The organism is Candidatus Microbacterium phytovorans, assembly GCA_029202445.1.
Classification (GTDB): Bacteria; Actinomycetota; Actinomycetes; order Actinomycetales; family Microbacteriaceae; genus Microbacterium; species Microbacterium phytovorans.
In genome coordinates, this window is sequence record CP119321.1 from 2334995 (window position 1) to 2355239 (window position 20245).

At 71.1% G+C, this 20245-nt stretch carries 15 protein-coding genes; 10 read left to right on the forward strand and 5 right to left on the reverse strand.

The window, feature by feature from the left end:
- Positions 1–78 precede the first annotated feature (78 nt).
- The 10 genes from P0Y48_11110 (at position 79) to P0Y48_11155 (ending at position 14941) form a co-directional block, all read left to right on the forward strand.
- Positions 79–1101, forward strand: coding sequence for an SDR family oxidoreductase (locus P0Y48_11110; protein WEK13007.1), 1023 nt, complete (start codon positions 79–81; stop codon positions 1099–1101).
- A gap of 142 nt (positions 1102–1243) precedes the next feature.
- A complete protein-coding gene (locus P0Y48_11115; protein WEK13008.1) occupies positions 1244–3736 on the forward strand; it encodes a hypothetical protein in 2493 nt (830 codons plus the stop codon).
- A complete protein-coding gene (locus tag P0Y48_11120) occupies positions 3729–6806 on the forward strand; it encodes a glycoside hydrolase family 38 C-terminal domain-containing protein (GenBank protein WEK13009.1) in 3078 nt (1025 codons plus the stop codon). Before P0Y48_11115 ends, P0Y48_11120 begins: the two co-directional genes overlap by 8 nt.
- A complete protein-coding gene (locus tag P0Y48_11125) occupies positions 6803–8239 on the forward strand; it encodes an enolase C-terminal domain-like protein (protein WEK13010.1) in 1437 nt (478 codons plus the stop codon). The genes P0Y48_11120 and P0Y48_11125 overlap by 4 nt, the downstream gene beginning before the upstream one ends.
- A gap of 108 nt (positions 8240–8347) precedes the next feature.
- On the forward strand, positions 8348–9427 hold the full coding sequence (locus P0Y48_11130; GenBank protein ID WEK13011.1) for a dihydrodipicolinate synthase family protein: 1080 nt from the start codon (positions 8348–8350) through the stop codon (positions 9425–9427).
- Between the two features lie 17 nt (positions 9428–9444).
- Positions 9445–10500: an NAD(P)-dependent oxidoreductase gene (locus tag P0Y48_11135; protein WEK13012.1), complete on the forward strand. Its 1056-nt coding sequence runs from the start codon at positions 9445–9447 to the stop codon at positions 10498–10500.
- Positions 10501–10557: 57 nt separating this feature from the next.
- Positions 10558–11733, forward strand: coding sequence for a CaiB/BaiF CoA-transferase family protein (locus P0Y48_11140; protein WEK13013.1), 1176 nt, complete (start codon positions 10558–10560; stop codon positions 11731–11733).
- Complete coding sequence (locus P0Y48_11145) at positions 11730–12509, forward strand: enoyl-CoA hydratase/isomerase family protein (GenBank protein ID WEK13014.1); 780 nt, start codon at positions 11730–11732, stop codon at positions 12507–12509. Before P0Y48_11140 ends, P0Y48_11145 begins: the two co-directional genes overlap by 4 nt.
- Positions 12506–13891 carry an FAD-dependent oxidoreductase gene (locus P0Y48_11150; GenBank protein ID WEK13015.1) on the forward strand — a complete coding sequence of 462 codons (1386 nt, stop codon included), beginning with the start codon at positions 12506–12508 and terminating at the stop codon, positions 13889–13891. Before P0Y48_11145 ends, P0Y48_11150 begins: the two co-directional genes overlap by 4 nt.
- 36 nt (positions 13892–13927) lie before the next feature.
- Positions 13928–14941, forward strand: coding sequence for a LacI family DNA-binding transcriptional regulator (locus P0Y48_11155; GenBank protein ID WEK13016.1), 1014 nt, complete (start codon positions 13928–13930; stop codon positions 14939–14941).
- Between the two features lie 74 nt (positions 14942–15015).
- Here the strand turns inward: P0Y48_11155 and P0Y48_11160 are convergent, their stop codons facing one another.
- From P0Y48_11160 to P0Y48_11180, 5 genes are read right to left on the reverse strand one after another with little or no spacing between them, the layout of a single operon-like run.
- Positions 15016–15903 carry a PmoA family protein gene (locus tag P0Y48_11160; GenBank protein ID WEK13017.1) on the reverse strand — a complete coding sequence of 296 codons (888 nt, stop codon included), beginning with the start codon at positions 15901–15903 and terminating at the stop codon, positions 15016–15018.
- The gene (locus tag P0Y48_11165; protein WEK13018.1) at positions 15896–17017 is read right to left on the reverse strand and encodes a Gfo/Idh/MocA family oxidoreductase; all 1122 of its coding nucleotides are present in this window, start codon (positions 17015–17017) and stop codon (positions 15896–15898) included. Before P0Y48_11165 ends, P0Y48_11160 begins: the two co-directional genes overlap by 8 nt.
- A gap of 8 nt (positions 17018–17025) precedes the next feature.
- Complete coding sequence (locus tag P0Y48_11170; GenBank protein WEK13019.1) at positions 17026–17949, reverse strand: carbohydrate ABC transporter permease; 924 nt, start codon at positions 17947–17949, stop codon at positions 17026–17028.
- Positions 17939–18943 (reverse strand): sugar ABC transporter permease, encoded by a 1005-nt coding sequence (locus tag P0Y48_11175; protein ID WEK13020.1) that lies wholly within the window; start codon positions 18941–18943, stop codon positions 17939–17941. Before P0Y48_11175 ends, P0Y48_11170 begins: the two co-directional genes overlap by 11 nt.
- A 5-nt stretch (positions 18944–18948) precedes the next feature.
- Complete coding sequence (locus P0Y48_11180) at positions 18949–20229, reverse strand: ABC transporter substrate-binding protein (protein ID WEK13021.1); 1281 nt, start codon at positions 20227–20229, stop codon at positions 18949–18951.
- Positions 20230–20245 lie beyond the last annotated feature (16 nt).

Consider the following 20245-nt stretch of genomic DNA (forward strand, 5'->3'; position numbering starts at 1 on the left):
ACAGTGTTGACATTGCGTTTTTCACGGCCGAGAATCGAGGACACCCGGCACCGGTGCCGGCACCCGAGAGGAACGACCATGGCCGACAAGCCCCTGACCGCGAAGAGTTCGATCGGCGACTGGCTGAAGCATCCCGTCGGCGGCCCGCTGCTGCGAGACCTGCTGGCCCAGGGCGGTCAGACCGAGAAGGCCCTCGCACCCGTCCGCCTGCTGTCGCTGCAGCGCCTGGTCAGCATGAGCAAGGGCCAGCTGCCCCAGGAGGTCGTCGACGACATGGTGCGGCGCGCCAACGGCGGCACCGCGCCCGTGGAGAGCGACGACACCGAAGACGACGACGCCGTCTGGCGCGAGCAGATCACCCCCGGCCGGTTCGACGGTCGCACCGTCATCGTCACCGGCGCCGGCTCGGGTATCGGCCGTGCTACCGCGACGCGCATCGTCCGCGAGGGCGGGCGCGTCGTCGCCGTCGACGTCTCGGCATCCCGCCTCGAGGAGCTCGCCGCGGAGCACGGTGACGAGCAGATCGTCGCCGTGACGGCCGACATCACGGATGCCGACGGCGTCGCCGCCATCGTGGCAGCCGCCGGCCCGCGCATCGACGGGCTCGCGAACATCGCCGGGATCATGGACGACATGAGCCCGCTGCACGAGGTGAGCGACGCGATCTGGGAGCGCGTGTTCGCCGTCAACGTCGACGGCATGTTCCGGCTCAGCCGCGCGGTGCTGCCGGTCATGCTCGCGGCGGGAACGGGCGCGATCGTCAACGTGGCCTCGGAGGCGGGGCTCCGCGGCTCGGCCGCCGGTGCCGCCTACACCGCGTCGAAGCACGCCGTCGTCGGCCTCACGCGCAGTGCCGCGTTCATGTACGCACCCCGCGGCATCCGCATCAACGCCGTCGCTCCCGGGCCGGTCGCGACCAACATCGCCGGCCCCGACATGTCGGGCGAGTACCAGCAGCGGATCGCCGCGGCGATGGCCATGCTCCCGCCGATCGCGGAGCCCGAACAGCTCGCGGCGTCGATCACGTTCCTGCTGAGCGACGACGGCACCAACGTCAACGGCGTGATCCTCCCGTCGGACGGCGGCTGGTCGGCGGTCTAGGACCGCACCCGACGACCGGCGGCGCGGAGGACGTCGCCGGTCGCGACTTGCGCGCGTGGCGACATGCGCTAGCATTTTGGGAAATCGATTGCGCACATGCGATGCGCAGCGCACGACGACGTGCACGTAACCCGGGATGCTGATGACAGACACCACGACCGATCTCCTGGCGATCACCGAGCGCACACCGCCGCTCGGGGGCATGGGCTTTCGCAATGCGGCCGGGGTCACCGTCGCGACGTGGGCAGACGGCGACGAGCGTGACGACATCGTCGGACGCCGCATCGTGCACGCGCGGACCCTGCGCCTCGGCGCACCGACGGCGCTGCGGACACTCCTCGTGCGACCCGGTCGCGGCTACCACAAGTGCGGAAGCGAAGATCAGTGGGACTGGGTGTCCGCGTTCCGCCTGCGGGTGCACGACGGCGCCGGGTGGCACACGGTGCTCGACGTCACCGACCTGCCCCTGCCGTCGGGTCCGGATGCCGCCCCCGTCGAGTACGACCTCGGCGGGATCGTCACGGCCTCGGCGGTGATCGAGATCCGCCGCAGCGGCCTCGACGGCCCGTGGACGCCCTGGAACCTCGCCGACGACGCTTTCGAACTGCGGGGCGACCCGCCCCCCGCACCCCTCCAGGGCGAGACACGGTTGCGGGTCGGCGCCATCGACCTCTCCGGCATCCCGGAGGGGGTGAGCGCCGTCGCCGACCGCGGCACCGTGCGGTTCGCGACAGCCTTCTACGCGGTGGGCTTCTCCCTGGGACGGGCCGGCTTCAGCTTCCTCGCCCTCGACGACGAGGGCACGTGCCGGGTCGACCGCGACCTGCTGCTGCACCGGCCGGGCGTCGATCTGCAGGGCCCGATGCTGCACCCCGTCGGTGGACCGTCGCTCATCTCACCGGCGCTGCGATGCCGCGTCGAGGGCGCCGTGGCGGTGTCGGGCAACGTCGTCTCCTACGACATCGCGATTCCGGATGCCGGTCAGCGCCTGCACCTGGTCTGGACGATGCGGCACGATCGGATCGAGCTCTCCGCCACGCGCGAGGGCGACGACGACGTCGAGGCGTGGGAGAGCTCGGCCTGGCAGACCGCGTTCGATCCCGGCGTCGCGGCCACCGCGACCCTGGGAACCCTTCGCCGTGACGGCCGCACGGGCCTCCTCGACCTGCCGCTGCTGCTCCACGCCCCCGGGCACGGGTCGCTCAGCGTCACCTCCGACAGCGACGAGGCCACCTGGCGCTCCGACGCCGACCGCGCCCGGGGCTGGCTGCTGGGCGAACTGCGTCTCGGCGAAGAGCCCACCGAGCGCGGCACCACGGTGCTGCGCTCCGGCATCCACCGGGCGCGCCTCACCTGGCGACCGGTCGACGGCGGGGTCGACGCCCGTGAGGGAACCCCCGCGGGAGTCGCCCGCGCCCTGCGTCGCACCGCGATCACGGGGCTGTCGTATCGGGCCGACACGGGGACGTTCAGCAACAACAGCGTCTCCATCCACTGCCCCATGAGCATGGACACCTGGTCGGCTCTCGCGGTGCGCCGGGGCACGGTGGCCGGGATCGACACCCGGGCGATGCTGCGCGACTCCCTCGAGCGCTGGCTCGACGGGGGTCCGGGCTACGCGAGCGGGACGATGCGCGACGGCGGGCGGCTGCGTCCCGCCGAGGACGAGTACCTCATCTCGGGTGTGGGCACGCTCCTCGGCCTCGCCGAGTACCTGGAGGCCGTGCCGGATGCCGCGTGGCTCGCCCGCTATCGCCCCCGCATCGCTGCCGTGCTGGCTCGCCTCGCCGCCCGCGACCTCGACGGCGACGGCCTGATCGAGAGCCCTCACCGCCGCGGTGTGAGCGGTGAGCACGACTGGAGCACGAACTGGTACGACGTGGTGTCGTTCGGATGGAAGGACGCGTACGTCAACGCCCTGCTGTTCCGGGCGCTGCGCCTGCTGGCGAAGGTGCTCCCGGCGCAGGGCGCGGGAGACCTCGCCGCGGGCCTGTCCCCGTGGGCCGACCGTATCGCCGACGCGTTCGTCCCCACGTTCCTGCACCCCGACTCCGGCTGGATCGCCGGGTGGCGGTCGGCCGACGATCGCCTGCACGACCACGCCTACCTGGCCGTCAACGCGATCGTCGTGAACAGCGGGGTGCTGCCGCCCGAGCGGGAGCGGCCGATCATCGCCGCTCTGTGGCGCGAATACCTGCGCGTGGGTGCTCCCGACCCGCACTGGGGCCTGCCGAACAACCTCTGGCCGATCCCGGATGCCGACCTCACCGCGCCCATGCAGGGCTTCCCCCACGGCTTCTACCTCAACGGTGCCCTGTCGCACTCGCAGTCGCGTCACTTCGTCGCCGCGCTCTACCGCGTGGGCATGACCGCGGAGGCGGACGATCTGCTGGAGGCTCTCTGCACGACCCTCGCCGACGGCAGCGCCTTCGGCGGCTCGCAGACGGGCGTCGACTGGCGCTACTGGGACGGTGCGCCGTGCGGCTACGAGGGCCAGCTCACCGAGCAGTTCGGAATCATGGCGGTCGCCCTCGAGTGCTTCGGCCTGCTCACCGTCGGCGACGATCCGCGCGACGCATCCCTCCACCCTGAGACCGCGGCGAGCGCCGCCGAGAGGAACCCCGACCATGCGTGACCGCCGAGAGCGCGTCCTGGCCCGCACCGCACGCGCGATCCGTGACGACGTCCGTCCCGCGCTCCATTCAGAGACGGCGCCCGTGTCGCTGGCAGCCTGGTCGGCGCCCGGCGAGCCGGTGCCCTTCGCCGACGCCGTGGGAGCCCCGTTCACCCCGATCGCGACCGGCGACGCCTGGGGTCGGCCGTGGGGGACGGTGTGGGTACGCGTGAGCGGAAGGGTGCCGCGGCACTGGCATCCGAGTCCGGATGCGCGCAACGAGCTGGCCATCGACCTCGGCTTCCTCGATTGGCGACCGGGCTTCCAGTGCGAGGCGCTCGTGTGGAGCGCCGACGGCCGCGCCCTCAAGGGGATCGAGCCGGCCCAGCGGCACTTCGTGGTGCCCGAGGATGCCGGCGAGGAGTTCGTCTACTACATCGAGGCCGCGGCGAACCCCGACGTGGCGCAGCACTTCAGCTTCCGTCCGACCACCCTCGGCGATCCGCAGACGGCGGGCGAGGCGGAGCTGTACCGGTGGGGTCGGATCGAGCTCGCACGACGCCACGTGCCGACCACCGAACTCCTGCGCGATCTCGACGCCCTCACCGGTCTCGTCCGCGAGTCGGTGCAGCCCGATGCGCGCCGGGAAGAGGTGCTCACGGCCCTGGAGGCCGCCCTCAATCGGGTCGATCCCGGCGACGTCGCCGGCTCCGCCCCGGCCGCTCGCGCCGAGCTGGCGGAGGTGCTCGCCCGTCCCGCCGCCGCGTCGGCGCATCGGCTGCACGCGGTGGGCCACGCCCACATCGACAGTGCCTGGCTCTGGCCGCTGCGGGAGACGCGGCGCAAGGTCGCGCGCTCCTTCGCGAACGTCCTCGCCCTCATGGACCGCTACGACGACTTCGTCTTCGCCGCGACCTCCGCCCAGCAGTACGCGTGGGTGAAGGAGGACTATCCCGAGCTGTACGCGCGGGTGGCCGCGCGCGTCGCCGAGGGCAGGTTCATCCCGACCGGCGGCCAGTGGGTGGAGCCGGACTGCAATCTCCCCAGCGGCGAATCCCTCGCCCGCCAGCTGATCGAGGGCAAGCGCTTCTTCCTGGAGGAGTTCGGGATCGAGACCGACGACGTGTGGATCCCCGATTCGTTCGGCTACAGCGGGGGCCTCCCGCAGATCGCGGCGGCGGCCGGCGCCCGCTACTTCCTGACGCAGAAGATCTCGTGGAACGAGACGAACACCTTCCCCCACCACTCCTTCCTCTGGGAGGGCATCGACGGCACGCGGATCTTCACCCACTTCCCCTCGGCCGACACGTACCACGCCGAGGTGTCGGCGGCCGATCTGCGGCGCGCGGAGAGCCAGTTCGCCGACAAGGGCGCCACCAACTTGTCGCTGCTCCCGTTCGGCTGGGGCGACGGCGGGGGCGGCCCGACCGAGGACATGCTCGCCTCGGCGGCCCGCTACGCCGACCTGGAGGGCGCCCCACGGGTGATCATGTCGTCGCCGGAGCGCTTCTTCACCGAAGCTGCGGCCGACCTCGCCGACCCGCCCGTCTGGGTCGGGGAGCTGTACCTGGAGCGGCACCGCGGGGTCGCGACGACGCAGATCCCCCTCAAACGCGGCAACCGGCGCGCAGAGCGACTGCTCCGCGAGGCCGAGCTGTGGGCGACCGCGGCGATGGTGCAGGCCGGCGCTGCGTACCCCGGCGAGCGGTTGCGCGCCCTCTGGCGAGAAGTGCTGCTGCTGCAGTTCCACGACATCCTCCCGGGGTCCTCGATCACGTGGGTGCATCGCGAGGCCCACGAGGCGTACGAGCGGGTCCACGCCGAGCTCGAGGAGATCGTCGCGACCGCTCTGCGAGCACTCGTCGGCACCGGCGACCGCGAGCTCGCCGTGAACGCGTCGCCGGTGTCCCAGAGCGGGATCGCCGCTCTGGCGGGAGCAGCGTCGGCGGAGGCGGCGGAAAGCACCGCGACCGCGACCGGCGTGACGGTCGCGGAGACGGCCGAGGGAACGGTCGTCGACAACGGCATCCTTCGCCTCACGGTCGACGCGGCCGGTGAGATCTCGTCGCTGATCGACGGCCCCGCGGGGCGCGACCTCGTGCCCGCGGGGATGCGCACCGGCCGGCTGCGCCTCCACCACGACACCCCGACGACGTGGGATGCCTGGGACCTCGACGAGCACTACCGGGCGCGGCCGGTGGAGATCGCCGGGACGGTGGAGGTGACGACGCTCACGCCCACCGACGACGTCGTCACGGTGCGGGTGAGCCGCTCCTTCGGTGCGTCGAGCGTCCGCCTCGACTACACCCTGCGGCGCGGAGCACCGCGCCTGGAGATCGACATCGACCTCGACTGGCACGAGGACCAGAAGCTCCTGAAGCTCCAGCTGCCCCTGGACCTGCACACCGACCACGCCACCGCGGAGGTCGCCTACGGCCACCTCCGTCGCGCGATCCACACGAACACGTCGTGGGACGAAGCGCGCTTCGAGGTCGTCGCCCACCGCTGGCTGCACGTGGGCGAACCCGGCTACGGCGTCGCTCTCGCCAACGAAGCGACGTACGGCTACGACACCACCCGCGAGAGCGCCGGCGGTCGCTCGGTGGCGGTGATCGGCATCTCACTCGCCCGGGCGCCGCGCTATCCCGACCCGACGTCCGATCGCGGCCGGCACTCCTTGCGCTTCACGCTGCGACCCGGAGCCGGCGTCGCCGAGGCGGTCGAGGAGGGTTACCGGCTGGGCGTGCCGCTGCGGCGCGTCACGGATGCCGAGACGACCGAGCTCGCTCCGCTCCTCAGCGTCGCGGCCCCCGGGGTGATGGTCGAGTCGGTGAAGGCGGCCGACGACGGCAGCGGCGACGTCATCGTGCGTCTCTACGAGGCGTGGGGCACGCGCACGCGCGGCACCCTCACCCCGCGGTTCCCCGTCGCGGGCGTCGTCGAGACCGACCTGCTCGAACGGGACGGCGAGCCCGCGATCGTGCGGGGACACGGCCCCGACGGCGCGGTCGACATCGAGCTGCGCCCGTTCCAGCTCGCTACTGTGCGATGGATGCGGCAGCCCCGCACCCCGGAAGGAGCACGGCGATGATCGAGGTCACGGGCGTCACCGCGCGGGTCGTGCCGGTGCAGACGCGGCTCCCCTTCCGCTACGGGATCGCCGAGATGACGGCGGCCCCGCACGTCGTGGTGGAGGTCGCGCTGCGCAGGGCCGACGGCACGGCCTCCCGCGGCTGGGCGTCCGAGCACCTTCCGCCCAAGTGGTTCACGAAGAATCCGGACAGCTCGTTCGCCGATGACCTGATCGGGCTCGTGGGCGTCGTCGAGCACGCCGTCGAGGCGGCCACCGGGCTGCGCGCCGCGTCGGCGTTCGCGCTCTGGCGCGCCCTCGACCAGGCCCAGATGCGGTGGGCGGAGCACACCGGCATCCCGGGGCTCCTGGCGGGGCTCGGCACCGCCCTCGTGGAACGCGCCGTCATCGATGCGGTCTGCCGGGCCGCCCGCACGCCGTTCGTCACCGCTCTCCACAGCGGCGCGCTGGGCTTCGATCCCGGCTCGCTCCACCCCGAGCTGGCCGGCATCGACTGGCGCGCGCACCTGCGGACGGAGCCGGCCCCGACCATCGCCGTCCGCCACACCGTGGGCTTCGCCGACGCGCTCACCGCGGACGAGGTCGTCGACCGGCCGGACGACGATCTGCCCGTCAGCCTGGACGAGGTGATCCGACGTGACGGCGTGCATCACCTGAAGATCAAGACGGCCGGCGATGCCGCGGCCGACCTCACCCGACTCGGTCGCATCTTCGCGGTCTGCGACGCTCTCGGTGTGGAGCCCCGGCTGACGGTCGACGCGAACGAGTCGATGCGGGACGGCGACCACCTCGATCGCTGGGCGCGGGCGCTCCTGTCCCACGCGCAGATCGGTCCGCGACTGCGCGACGCGCTCATCGCCGTCGAACAGCCCGTGCACCGGGATGCCGCGTTCGCACCCGAGCTCGGCGGGGTGCTGCGCGAGCTCTCCGCCCAGGGGATGCCGGTGATCATCGACGAGTCCGACGACGGCGTCGATGCCGTGCGGCGCGCGCTGGACCTCGGTTACGCGGGCGGGACGTACAAGGGGTGCAAGGGCGTGTTCCGGGGGCTCGCGAACGGCGTGCTGGCCGGCCATCGCGCGACACCGGATCGCCCGACGATCATGACGGCGGAGGACCTCTCCACCCTCCCTCCCCTGACCGTCGCCCAGGACCTCGTGGTGGCCGCGACGCTCGGACTCACCCACATCGAGCGCAACGGCCACCACTACTTCGGACGGCTGGCCCCGCTCATGCCCGACATCGGGGCACTCGCGAGGGACAGTCACCCCGACCTGTATCGCGCCGACTCCCGCGTCGACGCCCGACTGCGGGTGTCGGCGGGTGTGGTGGAGTTCGGCTCGGCGCTGGCGGCACCGTTCGGATTCGCCCCGGAGCTCGACGTCTCGGCGCTGCCGCTGCTGACTCTGCAGACCGCGCGCGCCGCCGTCTGAGCAATGGATTGTGCACGACGGGGCGAGGCGCGTGCGATCCTCGTGAACAAACGGTTGCGCTACGCGTATCCGCTGTGATTTGATTCCCCTCAGAACGAAAGGCGAGCAGTGCCGCTCCACAATCACGAGACCTCCCCCGACGAGGCGACCCGCGCCGATGCGCTGCGCATCATCGCGCAGGGCGCCGTCGTTCCCGCCCACCCTCTCGCGCTCACGGCGGACCGCACGATCGACGAACGACGTCAGCGCGCCCTCAGCCGCTACTACCTCGACGCGGGGGCGGGCGGGCTGGCCGTGGGCGTCCACACGACCCAGTTCGGCATCCGTGCGGCAGGCCTGTACGCCGACGTGCTCCGGCTGGCCGCCGAGGAGGCGACGACGTGGGTCGACCGGCCCGTCGCCCTCATCGCGGGCGTGACCGGCCGTACCCCCCAGGCGCTCGACGAGACCACGACGGCCCGGGATGCCGGCTACGACGCCGTGCTGCTGAACCTCGCTGCGTGGCGCGGCGCTCCCGAAGCCGACATCCTCGCCCACTGCCGGGCGGTGGCCGAGGTCACCCCCGTGATCGGCTTCGCGCTCCTCCCCGAAGTGGGCGGGATGCACTTGAGCTACGACTTCTGGCGGGGGTTCGCCGAGCTCGACAACGTCGTCGCGATCAAGATGGCGCCCTTCAACCGGTACCGCACGCTCGATATCGTCCGCGCCGTGGTCGACGCCCGCGCCGAGAAGCGGATCGCGCTGTACACGGGCAACGATGACCACATCGTCCTCGACCTGCTGCAGCCGTTCACCCTCCGACGGGACGGTGAGGACGTCACCGTGCAGATCGTCGGCGGCCTGCTCGGGCACTGGAGCGTGTGGACCCGACGGGCGGTCCAGCTCTTCGACCGGCTGCGCGCCACGGCGAGCGCCGACGCGGTGCCCCGCGAGCTGCTCGCCCTCGACAGCCAGGTCACGGATGCCAACCGCGCCGTCTACGACGCGGTCAACGACTTCGCGGGGTGCATCCCCGGCGTGCACGAGGTGCTGCGCCGGCAGGGGCTGCTCGAGGGGGTCTGGTGCCTCGACGAGAGCGAGACGCTCTCCCCCGGTCAGCACGAGGACATCACTCGCGTCATCGCCGCCTACCCGCACCTGACCGACGACGACTTCGTCACCGAGCACCGAGACGCCTGGCTCTCGTGATCCTGGAGGAACACCCGATGACCGAACCCGCCCACCTGCTCGACGTCGACCCGCTCCCCGAGCGCTTCGACGACGTCGACGCGCTCGACGAGTTCCTGTCCCGCCCCACCTCGGCCACCGTCGCCGACCTCGCCGCCCTCGACGGCGACGTCATCATCCTGGGGGTCGCGGGGAAGATGGGGCTGGGCCTGGCCCGCCTCATCAAGCGCGCGGCGCCGCACAAGCGCGTCGTCGGCGTGGCCCGCTTCAGCGACGAGGGCTCGCGCGAGTACCTCGAGCAGCACGGCGTCGAGGCGATCACCGCCGACCTCCTCGACCGGAGCGCCGTCGAAGACCTCCCGCGGCTGCCCAACGTCATCTACATGGCCGGGCTGAAGTTCGACTTCCGCGGGCGCGAGGACTTCCTCTGGGCGATGAACACCCTCGTCCCCGGGTACGTCGCCGACGCCTTCCGCGACAGCCGCATCGTCGCGCTGTCGACGATCCACGTCTACCCGTGGAGCGACCCGCGCCGCGGCGGCGTCGACGAGGACGATCCGCCCCTGGCCCGACCCGGCGAGTACGCCAACTCGGTGGTCGGGCGGGAGCGCACCTTCCAGTACTTCTCGCGCCTCCACGGCACCCCCGGTCGCGTCGTGCGCTTCGTCTACGCGATCGACATGCGCTACGGCGTGCTCCAGGAGATCGCCCAGTGGGTCAAGACCGGCACGCCGATCCCGCTGGCCACCGGCAACGTCAACATCCAATGGCAGGGCGACGCGATCAACCACTTCGCGCGTCTGCTGCGCCACTGCGAGACCCCCTCCTCGCCCATCAACATCGGCGGTCCGGAATGCGTGAGCGTCCGCCACGTGGCCGAGGCGTTCGGTCGCCGCTTCGGCATCGACCCCGTCTTCGAGGGCGAGGAGAGCGACAGCGTGCTCTACGTCAACTGCGAGCGTGCACAGCGCCTCCTCGGCAACCCCGTCGTCGGCGTCGACCGCATGATCGACTGGGTCGCCGACTGGGTCGAACGGGAGCAGCCCCTGTACGGGAAGCCGAGCAAGTTCCAGGTGCGCACGGGAGTGTTCTGAGCGATGGATCCCGACCTGCCGACCGCCGGCCCTCACCTAGCGAAACGAGACAACGCCATGCTCTCCGGCATCCGGGTGATCAGTTTCACCCACTTCCTCCAGGGCCCGTCGGCCAGCCAGCTGCTGGCCGACCTCGGAGCCGACGTCATCAAGATCGAGCCGCGGACCGGCGCGTTCGAGCGCACCTGGACCGCGCCGGGCTGGTTCCTGGAGGGCGACCACAGTCCGTTCTTCGCCCTCGGCAACCGGAACGTGCGCAGCATGGTGGTCGATCTGAAGAACCCGGCGGCGATGGCACCGCTCCTCGACCTGATCGACTCCGCCGACGTGCTCATCGAGAGCTTCCGCCCGGGCACGCTCGACCGCCTCGGGCTCGGCTGGGAGACCGTCCACGCCCGCAACCCGCGACTGGTCTACGCGTCGCTCTCGGGCTACGGCTCCGACGGCCCCTACGTCGACCGGCCGGGACAGGACGTGCTCGTGCAGGCGCTGTCGGGCATCGCGATGGCGACCGGTCGCGCCGACGGACCGCCCCAGCCGGCGGGCGCCTGCATCGTCGACCAGCATGCAGGGGTGCTCGGTGCGTTCGGCATCCTCGCCGCCCTCCACGGCCGGGAGCGCACGGGGACGGGGGTGAAGGTCGAGAGCAATCTCCTCAACGCCGCCCTCGACCTGCAGATCGAGCCGCTCACGTATGCCCTCAACGGGTTCACGGGCGCGCGTTCGGCCAGCGGCATCTCGAGCCCCTTCTACACGGCGCCCTACGGCGTCTTCGCGACGGCCGACGGCTGGATCTGTCTGTCGCTGACGAGCCCCGCCACCCTGCGCGAGGTGTTCGCCGACGCCGGCTTCGACGATCTCCCCACCGGAGAGGCCTTCGCTCACCGCGAGGACGTGAACGGACGCATCGCGGCGCACGTCGCCACGCGCACCACCGCCGAGTGGGCGGACGTGTTCAGCGCGGCACGGATGTGGTGGGCGCCTGTCAACGGACACGACGAGGTCATCGCCGACCCCCAGGTGCAGCACAACGACAGCTTCGACCAGTACGAGCATCCGGTGGCAGGGAACGTCCGCGTGCTCAAGCACCCCGTGAGCTACGACGGTGTGCGCCCGGGAGTGCGCACCGCGCCACCGGAACTGGGGGAGCACACCCGCGACGTGCTCCACGGCCTCGGCTACTCGGAAGAGGACGTCGAGGCGCTGCACGAAGCCGGGGCGGTGCGGTCATGAGCAACGTCCACGTCGAGCGGAACGATGCGGTGCTGCGCGTGCGGCTCGACCGCCCGGAGAAGCGCAACGCGCTCACGAGGGAGATGCTCGACGACCTGCACACCGCTCTCGACCGGGCCGAAGCCGACGGCATCCCCGTGATGGTGATCTCGGCGGCGGGCGCGGCGTTCTGCGCGGGAGCCGACATCGCCACCTACGTCGAGGCGATCGACGACCTCGACGCCCTGGCCGACTTCGGCGCCCGGGCCAAGTCGCTCATGCACCGTCTCAGCGCGAGCCCGACGATCGTCGTCGCGGCGGTCGACGGGATCGCGATGGGCGGCGGGTTCGAGCTCGTGCTCGCCGCCGACCTCGTCTACGCGAGCGATCGGGCTCGCTTCGGGCTGCCCGAGATCACCCTCGGACTCATCCCCGGATGGGAGGGCACGCAGCGGCTCGTTCGTCACCTCGGCCCCACCCGAGCCAAGGAGGCGATCCTCCGCGCGCGCGTGTTCTCCGCCGAGGAGATGGACCGGGCGGGTCTGCTCAACGGACTCACCTCGCCCGAGCTCTTGCCCGGCCTCGTCGACGACGTCGTGGCCGATCTCGGACAGCGCGCCCCCCTGGCGCTCGCCGCCGCCAAGCGGGCGATCGGTGCGTCGTACGAGGATGCCGGACGCTCCGCGGGCAGCGACGAGGAGACGCGGTCGCTGCTGGCGCTGTTCGCCAGCGCCGACGGGCGCGAGGGCGTCCGCGCGTTCGTCGAGAAGCGCGCCGCGCGGTTCGAGGGACGATGAACGCCGCCGCGACGTCGACCGACGGCCACCGTCACGCGGAGGCCTGGCAGGAGCGCAACGTCTTCGGGCTCGATCACGGAATCCCCGTGCTCGCCGACGTCGACGTCGTCGTGGTCGGCGGGGGCGCCGCCGGCGTCGCTGCGGCGACCGTGTGCGCCGAGCAGGGTCTCGACGTGGTGCTGCTGGAGCAGTACGGCTTTGCCGGGGGCGCCGCCGTCGCGGGCATGAGCGGCACGATCTGCGGCATGTACCTGGCGGGCGACCACGCCGCCCCGCAGCAGGTGGTGCACGGCTTCACGGAACGGTTCCGACGCGCCCTCCACGACCGCGGCGGCCTCACCGCCCCGCAACGATACGGACGCACCTGGGCCAGTGCGCACGACCCCCTGATGTGGCGAGAAACGGCCGACGACCTGCTCACCACGGCAGGCGTGCGCGTGATCTACCACGCCTCCGTCATCGGCGTGATCCTCGACGACGACGAGCACCGCGGCGTCGTGGTGACCTCGAAGGCGGGACGCACCGCGATCCACGCCCGCCGCACGATCGATGCGTCAGGGGATGCCGCGGTCGTCGCCCGCGCCGGTGGCGCGTACCGCTACGGCGACGGCGGCCGCATCCAGAACCCGACCATGTTCTTCCGCCTCGGCGGTGTGGACACGGCGGCGTTCTGGCGCGACTTCGGCGACGACACGATCAGTCCGCCGCACGTGAGCGAAGCCCTCCTGCACGCCCGCGCGGACGGGGCCGACCTGCCGCGCGAGAAGATCTGGGTGTTCGCCACCACCCGACCGGGCGAGCTCATGGTGAACGCGACGCGGCTGGAGGCCGCGGACGGCCGCATGCTCAACGTGGTCGACCCCGAGGACTTCACGATCGCCGAGATCCGCGGCCGCCGTCAGGTGCGCTCCTACGCCGCGTTCCTCCGCGACCACGTCGCCGGATGCGCCGACGCGTACGTCGTCGACACGGGCGTCGAAGCCGGCATCCGTCAGACCCGATCGATCGAGGCGGTCGTGATGCTCCGCGACGACGACGTCGTGGCGTGCCGCAAGCGTCCCGACGGCATCGTGCGCTCGCCGTGGCCGATCGAGTTGCACGACGGCGCGAAACCGACGCTGCACTGGCTGATCGACGACTGGTACGACGTGCCCTATCTGAGCCTCGTCCCCCGCGCCGGTGAGAACGTCATCGTCGCGGGGCGCTGCCTCGGCGCGGAGCACCGCGCGCTCGCCTCGGCACGGGTGACGGCGCAGTGCTTCGAGTACGGCAATGCGGCCGCGTGGGCGACGCTGCGATCGTTGCGCGACGGTGTCGCGTACCGGGACATCGCCGGCGAGAGCGTGGCCGCCGACCTCCGCGCCTCGGGGAGCACGATATGACGGTCAGCGGGGTGCGCAATCGATAGGATCGGCGGCATGGCCCGGCTCAGAGACGTCGCTGCGCGCGCGCAGGTGTCGGTGAGCGTCGCCTCTCGCGTGCTCAACAACGACGCGGAGGCCCGCATCAATCCGCAGACGCGGGAACGGGTCCTCGCCGCTGCCGCCGAGCTGCAGTACGTCCCCGACCATCGCGCGCGCGCTCTCCGCCTTTCCCGCGCCGGCGCCATCGCGCTCATCGTGCCGGAAGTCAACAACGCGATCTTCTCGAGCCTCCACCAGGGCGTGCAGGGCGTTGTGCACGCCCGGAACTCGTCCGTCTTCCTCGCCCAGCTCGACGGCGAGTCGGCCGACGCCCACGCGCTGGCGGCGGTCGTGGGCAACGGACGCGTCGACGGGGTGATCCTGCAGCGCAACGAGCACCTCACCGACGACGATCTCCTGGCCGCGACGCGCCTCGATGTGCCCGTCGTCCTCTTCAACACGCGACTCGAGGGGCATCTGGGCTCGGTCGCTCTCGACGACCGGCGTGCGGTCGCCATCGCGATCTCCCACCTCCGAGAACTCGGTCACGAGCGGATCGGCTTCATCGCCGGCGCGCCCCGGCACGATGCGGCGCTCCGACGCCTCGAGGGCTTCCGGCACGCGATGACCGCCGCCGACCTCGCCGTCCACGAGGAATGGATCGTCCCGGCCGGCTGGGAGGCTCCCGCCGGTGCGACCGCCACGACCACGGTGCTCTCGCGCCCCGACCGTCCGACGGCGCTGGTGACCGCGAGCCTCAACGCCGCCATCGGCGCGCTGCGGGCCGCGCACGACGCCGGCGTGTCGGTGCCGTCGGAGCTCAGCATCGTCACGATTCAGGATGCCTGGATGGCGCAGTACACCGTCCCCACCCTCACCGCGGTGGCGATGCCGATGCTCCAGGCGGGAGCGCGCGCAGCCACGATGCTGCTCGATCACCTGGGCGGCGAGCCGCTGTCGGACGAGATGGTCTCCGACCCCGCCCCCGAGCTGATCGCGCGCGAGTCGACGGCCGCGCCGGCAGCATGAGCGCCACGGGAGCATGAGCCCGACAGCGGTGTGACGCGCTCGGGGGCCGCCGCGCTCCCGCAGCCTCGAACGGGTCAGCCGGCCAGCACGCCCGCCAGCCGGTCGGCGTCGATCGAACCGTCGAACACCGCGATCCGATGCGAGAAGGCGAGCTCGCCGCCGGCGGGTGCCGTCAGCCCTTCGTCGTAGGCGACCGCGAAGCCCGCGAGCGAGAACGGGTCGAACCGGTACAGCCACCGCTGCTCACCGGCGCTCGGTCCCGGTCCGTAGTGCATCCCGACGGTCACCGCCTCGCCCGACGCGGTGCGTCCGTCGATCACGAACGTCGACCCGGCGGCGCCGGACGCCGTCACGGGATGCCCGTCGGCGGTCAGTTCCGCAGCCGTGAATCCTTCGGCGAAACGCAGGAACCAGCCACCGTAACCGCCGTCGACACGGCCGCGCTGGGCGGGCGTCTCCAGGGGCAGATCGGCGTCGCCCGGATTGTGGAGCACCGTGTCGAGCTGCAGCATCCACCCGGTCGTCGCGTCCACGGTCACCGGGGTCATGCGGTGGCGGCGCTCCTCGATCAGGAGGAGTTCGCCGTCGTGACCATGCCATTCCAGCCGGTGCGCGAACTCGCCGTTCGCCTCGTCGGCATCCCGCCATTCGTCGTGCGCGATCCGGCCCTGGTCTTCGACGACCTCGTAGCCTCTCTCCGGACCGAAGTACGTGCCCCCGCCCCAGAGGTTGTGCGCGCCGACCCGCGGGAAGGCGAAGGAGAGCCCGTGATGCCAGGGGTGATCGTCCGGGGCGAAGCCCGTCACCACGACACCCGCCAGCGTGCGCACGGGATGCAGATACGGCTTGGGGGTGTTCAGAGCCGGGATGCCGGGGTCGGCCACCCGGTAGCGCGCGATCTCGCGGTCGTCGTAGCTCAGCACGCGGTCGTCGCCGTCGTGCGCGATACGGATCTCAGACATGCGCGTTCACCCCCGCCCGCGACGGCCCGGCGGCATCCAATGCCTCGTAGAACGGATCCCCGGCGGCGATGTCGCCGCGGGCGATCGGCATCCCCACCGCCGAACTCTTGTAGAGCGCGGTCAAGAACTCGAGCGTACCCCGCGCGTCGGCGGCGGTGACCTCCGGCACCCGCCCCTCCCGCCACGCCGCGATCATCGCGCGCAACTGGGAGCGGTGAGCATTGACCTCCAGCGGAGGCTCCGGTTCTGGCCACTCCGAGGAGACCACCGTCTGGCCCTCCTCGTCGACGCGGCGCAGCGACCACTCGTCGACCTGGGGAAGGTAGAGCGTGTCGAGATCCAGGGTGGCGCGCTCGGCGATCACCTGCAGGCGTGTCTCCTGCTTGCTGCTCAGCACGGTCGACAGCAGCGTCGCGATCGCGCCGGAGTCGAAGCGCACGACGGCCGCCGAGGCATCCTCGACCTCGATCGGGCGGGCGAGGGTGTCGGCGATGCCGGACACGGTGCGCCAGTCGCCTCCCATGAGCCACAGGAGCAGGTCGACCGCGTGGTAGGCCTGCGTCGTGGTGGCTCCGGCGAACTCGGTGGCGAACTTGCCCCGCCACGGGATGTCCCAGTACTCCGGCCCCCGGTACCACGTGGTGTGCGCCACGCCGATGAGGGGGCGACCCCATCGGCCGTCGGCGAGCGCGGCGCGCGCCTGCTGCGACCCGCCCGCGTACCGGAACTGCGAGACGCTGACCGTCCACTGTCCCGTCTCGCGCTCGGCGGCGATGATGCGGTCGGCGCTGGCGAGCGACCCGGTCAACGGCTTCTCGCAGTACACCCACGCGCCGGCGCGCATCGCCTGGATCGACAGGGGCTCGTGCAGGTGCGGCGGCGTCGCGACGATCACGATGTCGGGGCGCTGCTCTGCTTGCATGACGGCCATGTCGCCGTAGAGGTTGCGGCATCCGAATCGCTCGCCCGCCTCCGCACGGCGAGTCTCGTCGAGGTCGACGATGGCGACGAGCTCGGCGTCCTCGGACAGCGAGACGACCGCCGGCAGGTGGGCTGCCGCTCCGATGCCGCCGGCGCCGACGACGGCGATACGGGCGAGGGAATGAGGGGACATGCGAAGGATCAGCCTTTCAGACCTGTGGTCGCGATTCCGGAGGTGAGGTACTTCTGCCCGGCCAGGAAGAAACCGAACAGGGGGCCCAGGGAGAGGACCGCCATGGCGAACATCGGTCCCCATGCGCTCTCCCCGCTGGCATCCAGGAACGCGTTGAGCCCGAGCGGAACGGTGTACATCCGCGGGTCCTGCAGGTACAGCAGCGGGGTGAGGAAGTCGTTCCAGGTCCAGATGAAGGTGAAGATGGCGGTCGTGGCGAGCGCCGGCAGCGTGAGCGGCAGGATGATGCGCCAGTACGTCTGCCACGGGCCGGCACCGTCGATCATCGCGGCCTGGTCGAGCTCACGCGGCAGCCCGCGCAGGAACTGGACCATCAGGAAGATGAAGAAGGCGTCGACGGCGAGGAACTTCGGAACGACGAGCGGGAGGAACGAGTTCACCCAGCCGAGGTTCGAGAAGAGGATGTACTGCGGCACGAGGAGCACGTGGGTGGGCAGCATGAGCGTCGCGAGCATCGCGGCGAAGAAGAACTTGCGGCCGCGGAACTCCAGGCGGGCGAAGGCGTAGCCGGCCAGCGAGCACGCGAACATGTTGCCGACGACCGAGAGCCCCGACACGATCGTGGAGTTCAGGAAGTAGGTGCCGAAGCCGACACCCGATCCCTGCCATCCCTGCCGATAGTTGTCGAACGTCACCGGGTTCGGGAACGGGTTCACCTCCGAGAAGATGAACTCGCTCTCCTTGAACGACGCGCCGAGCATCCAGATCAGCGGGTAGAGCATGAGCAGACCGAACCCGACGAGCATGAGGTGGGCGAGCGGCCGCGGGCGCGGCGGACGGATGCTGCCGTCGGCGTTGCGGCGAGCGCGTCCCGTGCCGGAGCGACGTCGCCGTCCGGTGGCGGTGATCAGAGCGGCGGTCTCAGTCGTCATAGTGCACCCAGTACTTGGACAGCCAGAAGTTCACGGCCGTCACGATCGCGATGAAGAAGAACAGGACCCAGGCCATGGCGCTCGCGTACCCCATCTCGAAGTTCGCGAAGCCCTTCTGGTACAGGTACAGCGTGTAGAACAGCGTCGAGTTGACCGGCCCGCCCGTGCCGCCGGAGACGACGTACGCGGGGGTGAAGGCCTGGAACGCCCCGATCAGCTGGAGCACGAGGTTGAACAGCACGACGGGCGTCAGCATGGGCAGGGTGATGTGCCAGAACGCCCTCCACTTCGAGACACCGTCGACCGCGGCCGCCTCGTACAGGTACTCGGGCACCTGCCGCAACGCCGCGAGGAAGATCACCATCGGCGAGCCGAACGTCCAGACGTTGAGGATGATGAGCGTGCCGAGTGCGGTGTCGGGGTTGCCGATCCAGCTCTCCCCGACGATGCCGAACCAGTCCAGCACCTGATTCACGAGGCCGTTGCGGCCGAACATCTGGCGCCACAGCACGGCGATCGCGACGCTCGCGCCGATGAGGGACGGCAGGTAGTAGATCGAGCGGTAGATCGCGAGACCCCGCAGGCCGCGGTTGAGCAGGACCGCGAGCAGCAGCGCGAAGGCGAGCTGCAGCGGCACCGACACGAACACGTACACGAGGGTGACGCGCACCGACTCGAGGTACTTCGGGTCGGAGGTGAACAACTCGATGTAGTTGTCGATCCCTACCCACTCCGCCGATCCGAGCAGATTGAAGTCGGTGAAGGACAGGTAGAACGAGTACAGCATCGGGCCGAGCGTGATGACGAAGAAGCCGATCAGCCACGGCAGGAGGAAGAGGTAGGGGGCGATCTTATTGCGTCGGACGGCCCGACGCAGCGAGACCGAGCGAGCGGGTGCGGGCCTCGAGGAGGCCCGCACCCGGCCCCTCCCCGGGCGCGCTCCGCCGTCGCCGGCGGACGTCGCGCGCTCCGAGGTAGTGGCGTTGCTCTTCATCGTGGTCAGCCGAGCTCCGACTCGGCGGCCGCGAGGAACTGCGTCGCGGCCTCGCTGACGCTCAACTGGCCGAACTGCACCTGCTGGGCGTACTCGCTGAACAGCGTGTTGACCGCGGCCGATCCGATCGGTGCGGGCACCGGCGCGGGCGAGCCGTCGGCGCGCACCGCTTCGAAGATGTCGGCGGCCTCAGCCGACGGGCCCTCCAGGCCGGTCGTCGCGGGACCGAACACGTTGGCGTTGGACGGGAATCCGCGGTCGGTGCCGAGGATCTCGTTGGCCTCCTCGCTGTTGAGGAGGAAGTCCACGAGACGGGCGGCCGCCTCGGGATGCTTCGACTGGCTCGACACGGTGAGGTTCATCGCCGAACGCAGGTACTGGCCCGGGTCGGGGCTCTCGCCCGGCATCCGCGAGATCGACAGCTCCGACGGGGTGCTGTCGGCGACGGACTGGAACTGGTTCGTGAACAGGAAGGTCGAGGTCACGACTCCCTGCACGACGGCGTCGTAGGGCGTGCCGAGGTACTCGGTCGACACGTCGGGGCTCGGCACCGCGCCGGCGTCGCGGAGGTCGGCCCAGTACTGCCAGAACGACTCGAGCGTCTCCTGAGTGAAGCCGATGCCGTCGGCGGTGAGGAACTCCTCGCCGTGCTGCTTGGCCCACACCTCGAAGATCTGGTAGCTGTGCGAGAGATCGGTCGTGCCCCACACCTTGCCGTCGCTGGCCTTCGCGATCGCCGCCGAGTAGGCGCCGAGGTCGTCCCACGTGTAGCCCTCGGCGGGGGTCTCCACACCGAACTCGGCCGACTTCGTCTCGTCGAAGAAGTAGGCGTGGGTCGTCGATCCGAACGTGAGGGCGGACAGCTCTCCGCCGACGGTGGTCATGTCGACCACGTCCTGCGGCCATCCCTCGAGGCTCAACAGGTCTTCGTCGACGGCCTTGTTCAGGTCGTAGAGCTGGCCGCGGTCGGCGAACTCGACGAGCACCTCGTTGTACAGCTGGATGACGTCGGGCGAGTTGCCGCCGGCGTACTGCGTGGTGATCTTGTCGAGGTAGCCGTCGAAGCCGCCGAAGTCGCGGACGACGGTGATGTCGTCGTTGGCCGCTTCGAACGCGTCGAGGGCTGCGTTGGTCAGCTCGTGGCGGGCGTCGCCGCCCCACCAGGTGAAGCGGATCTCGACGGGCCCCTCTTCGGCTGCGGGCTCCGAGGAGCACCCCGCGAGGCCGATCACCAGCGCGGCCGCGGCCACCCCGGCGATGGTGAGTGTCTTGCGTCGTGTGAACACTGTGTCTTCCTTCTCT

Excerpts from the sequence above, each read along its gene's own strand:
- P0Y48_11110 (WEK13007.1), top strand. The coding sequence starts at position 79 with ATGGCCGACAAGCCCCTGACCGCGAAGAGTTCGATCGGCGACTGGCTG.
- P0Y48_11115 (WEK13008.1), top strand. The coding sequence starts at position 1,244 with ATGACAGACACCACGACCGATCTCCTGGCGATCACCGAGCGCACACCG.
- P0Y48_11120 (WEK13009.1), top strand. The coding sequence starts at position 3,729 with ATGCGTGACCGCCGAGAGCGCGTCCTGGCCCGCACCGCACGCGCGATC.
- P0Y48_11125 (WEK13010.1), top strand. The coding sequence starts at position 6,803 with ATGATCGAGGTCACGGGCGTCACCGCGCGGGTCGTGCCGGTGCAGACG.
- P0Y48_11135 (WEK13012.1), top strand. The coding sequence starts at position 9,445 with ATGACCGAACCCGCCCACCTGCTCGACGTCGACCCGCTCCCCGAGCGC.
- P0Y48_11140 (WEK13013.1), top strand. The coding sequence starts at position 10,558 with ATGCTCTCCGGCATCCGGGTGATCAGTTTCACCCACTTCCTCCAGGGC.
- P0Y48_11145 (WEK13014.1), top strand. The coding sequence starts at position 11,730 with ATGAGCAACGTCCACGTCGAGCGGAACGATGCGGTGCTGCGCGTGCGG.
- P0Y48_11150 (WEK13015.1), top strand. The coding sequence starts at position 12,506 with ATGAACGCCGCCGCGACGTCGACCGACGGCCACCGTCACGCGGAGGCC.
- P0Y48_11155 (WEK13016.1), top strand. The coding sequence starts at position 13,928 with ATGGCCCGGCTCAGAGACGTCGCTGCGCGCGCGCAGGTGTCGGTGAGC.
- P0Y48_11160 (WEK13017.1), bottom strand. The coding sequence starts at position 15,903 with ATGTCTGAGATCCGTATCGCGCACGACGGCGACGACCGCGTGCTGAGC.
- P0Y48_11165 (WEK13018.1), bottom strand. The coding sequence starts at position 17,017 with ATGTCCCCTCATTCCCTCGCCCGTATCGCCGTCGTCGGCGCCGGCGGC.
- P0Y48_11170 (WEK13019.1), bottom strand. The coding sequence starts at position 17,949 with ATGACGACTGAGACCGCCGCTCTGATCACCGCCACCGGACGGCGACGT.
- P0Y48_11175 (WEK13020.1), bottom strand. The coding sequence starts at position 18,943 with ATGAAGAGCAACGCCACTACCTCGGAGCGCGCGACGTCCGCCGGCGAC.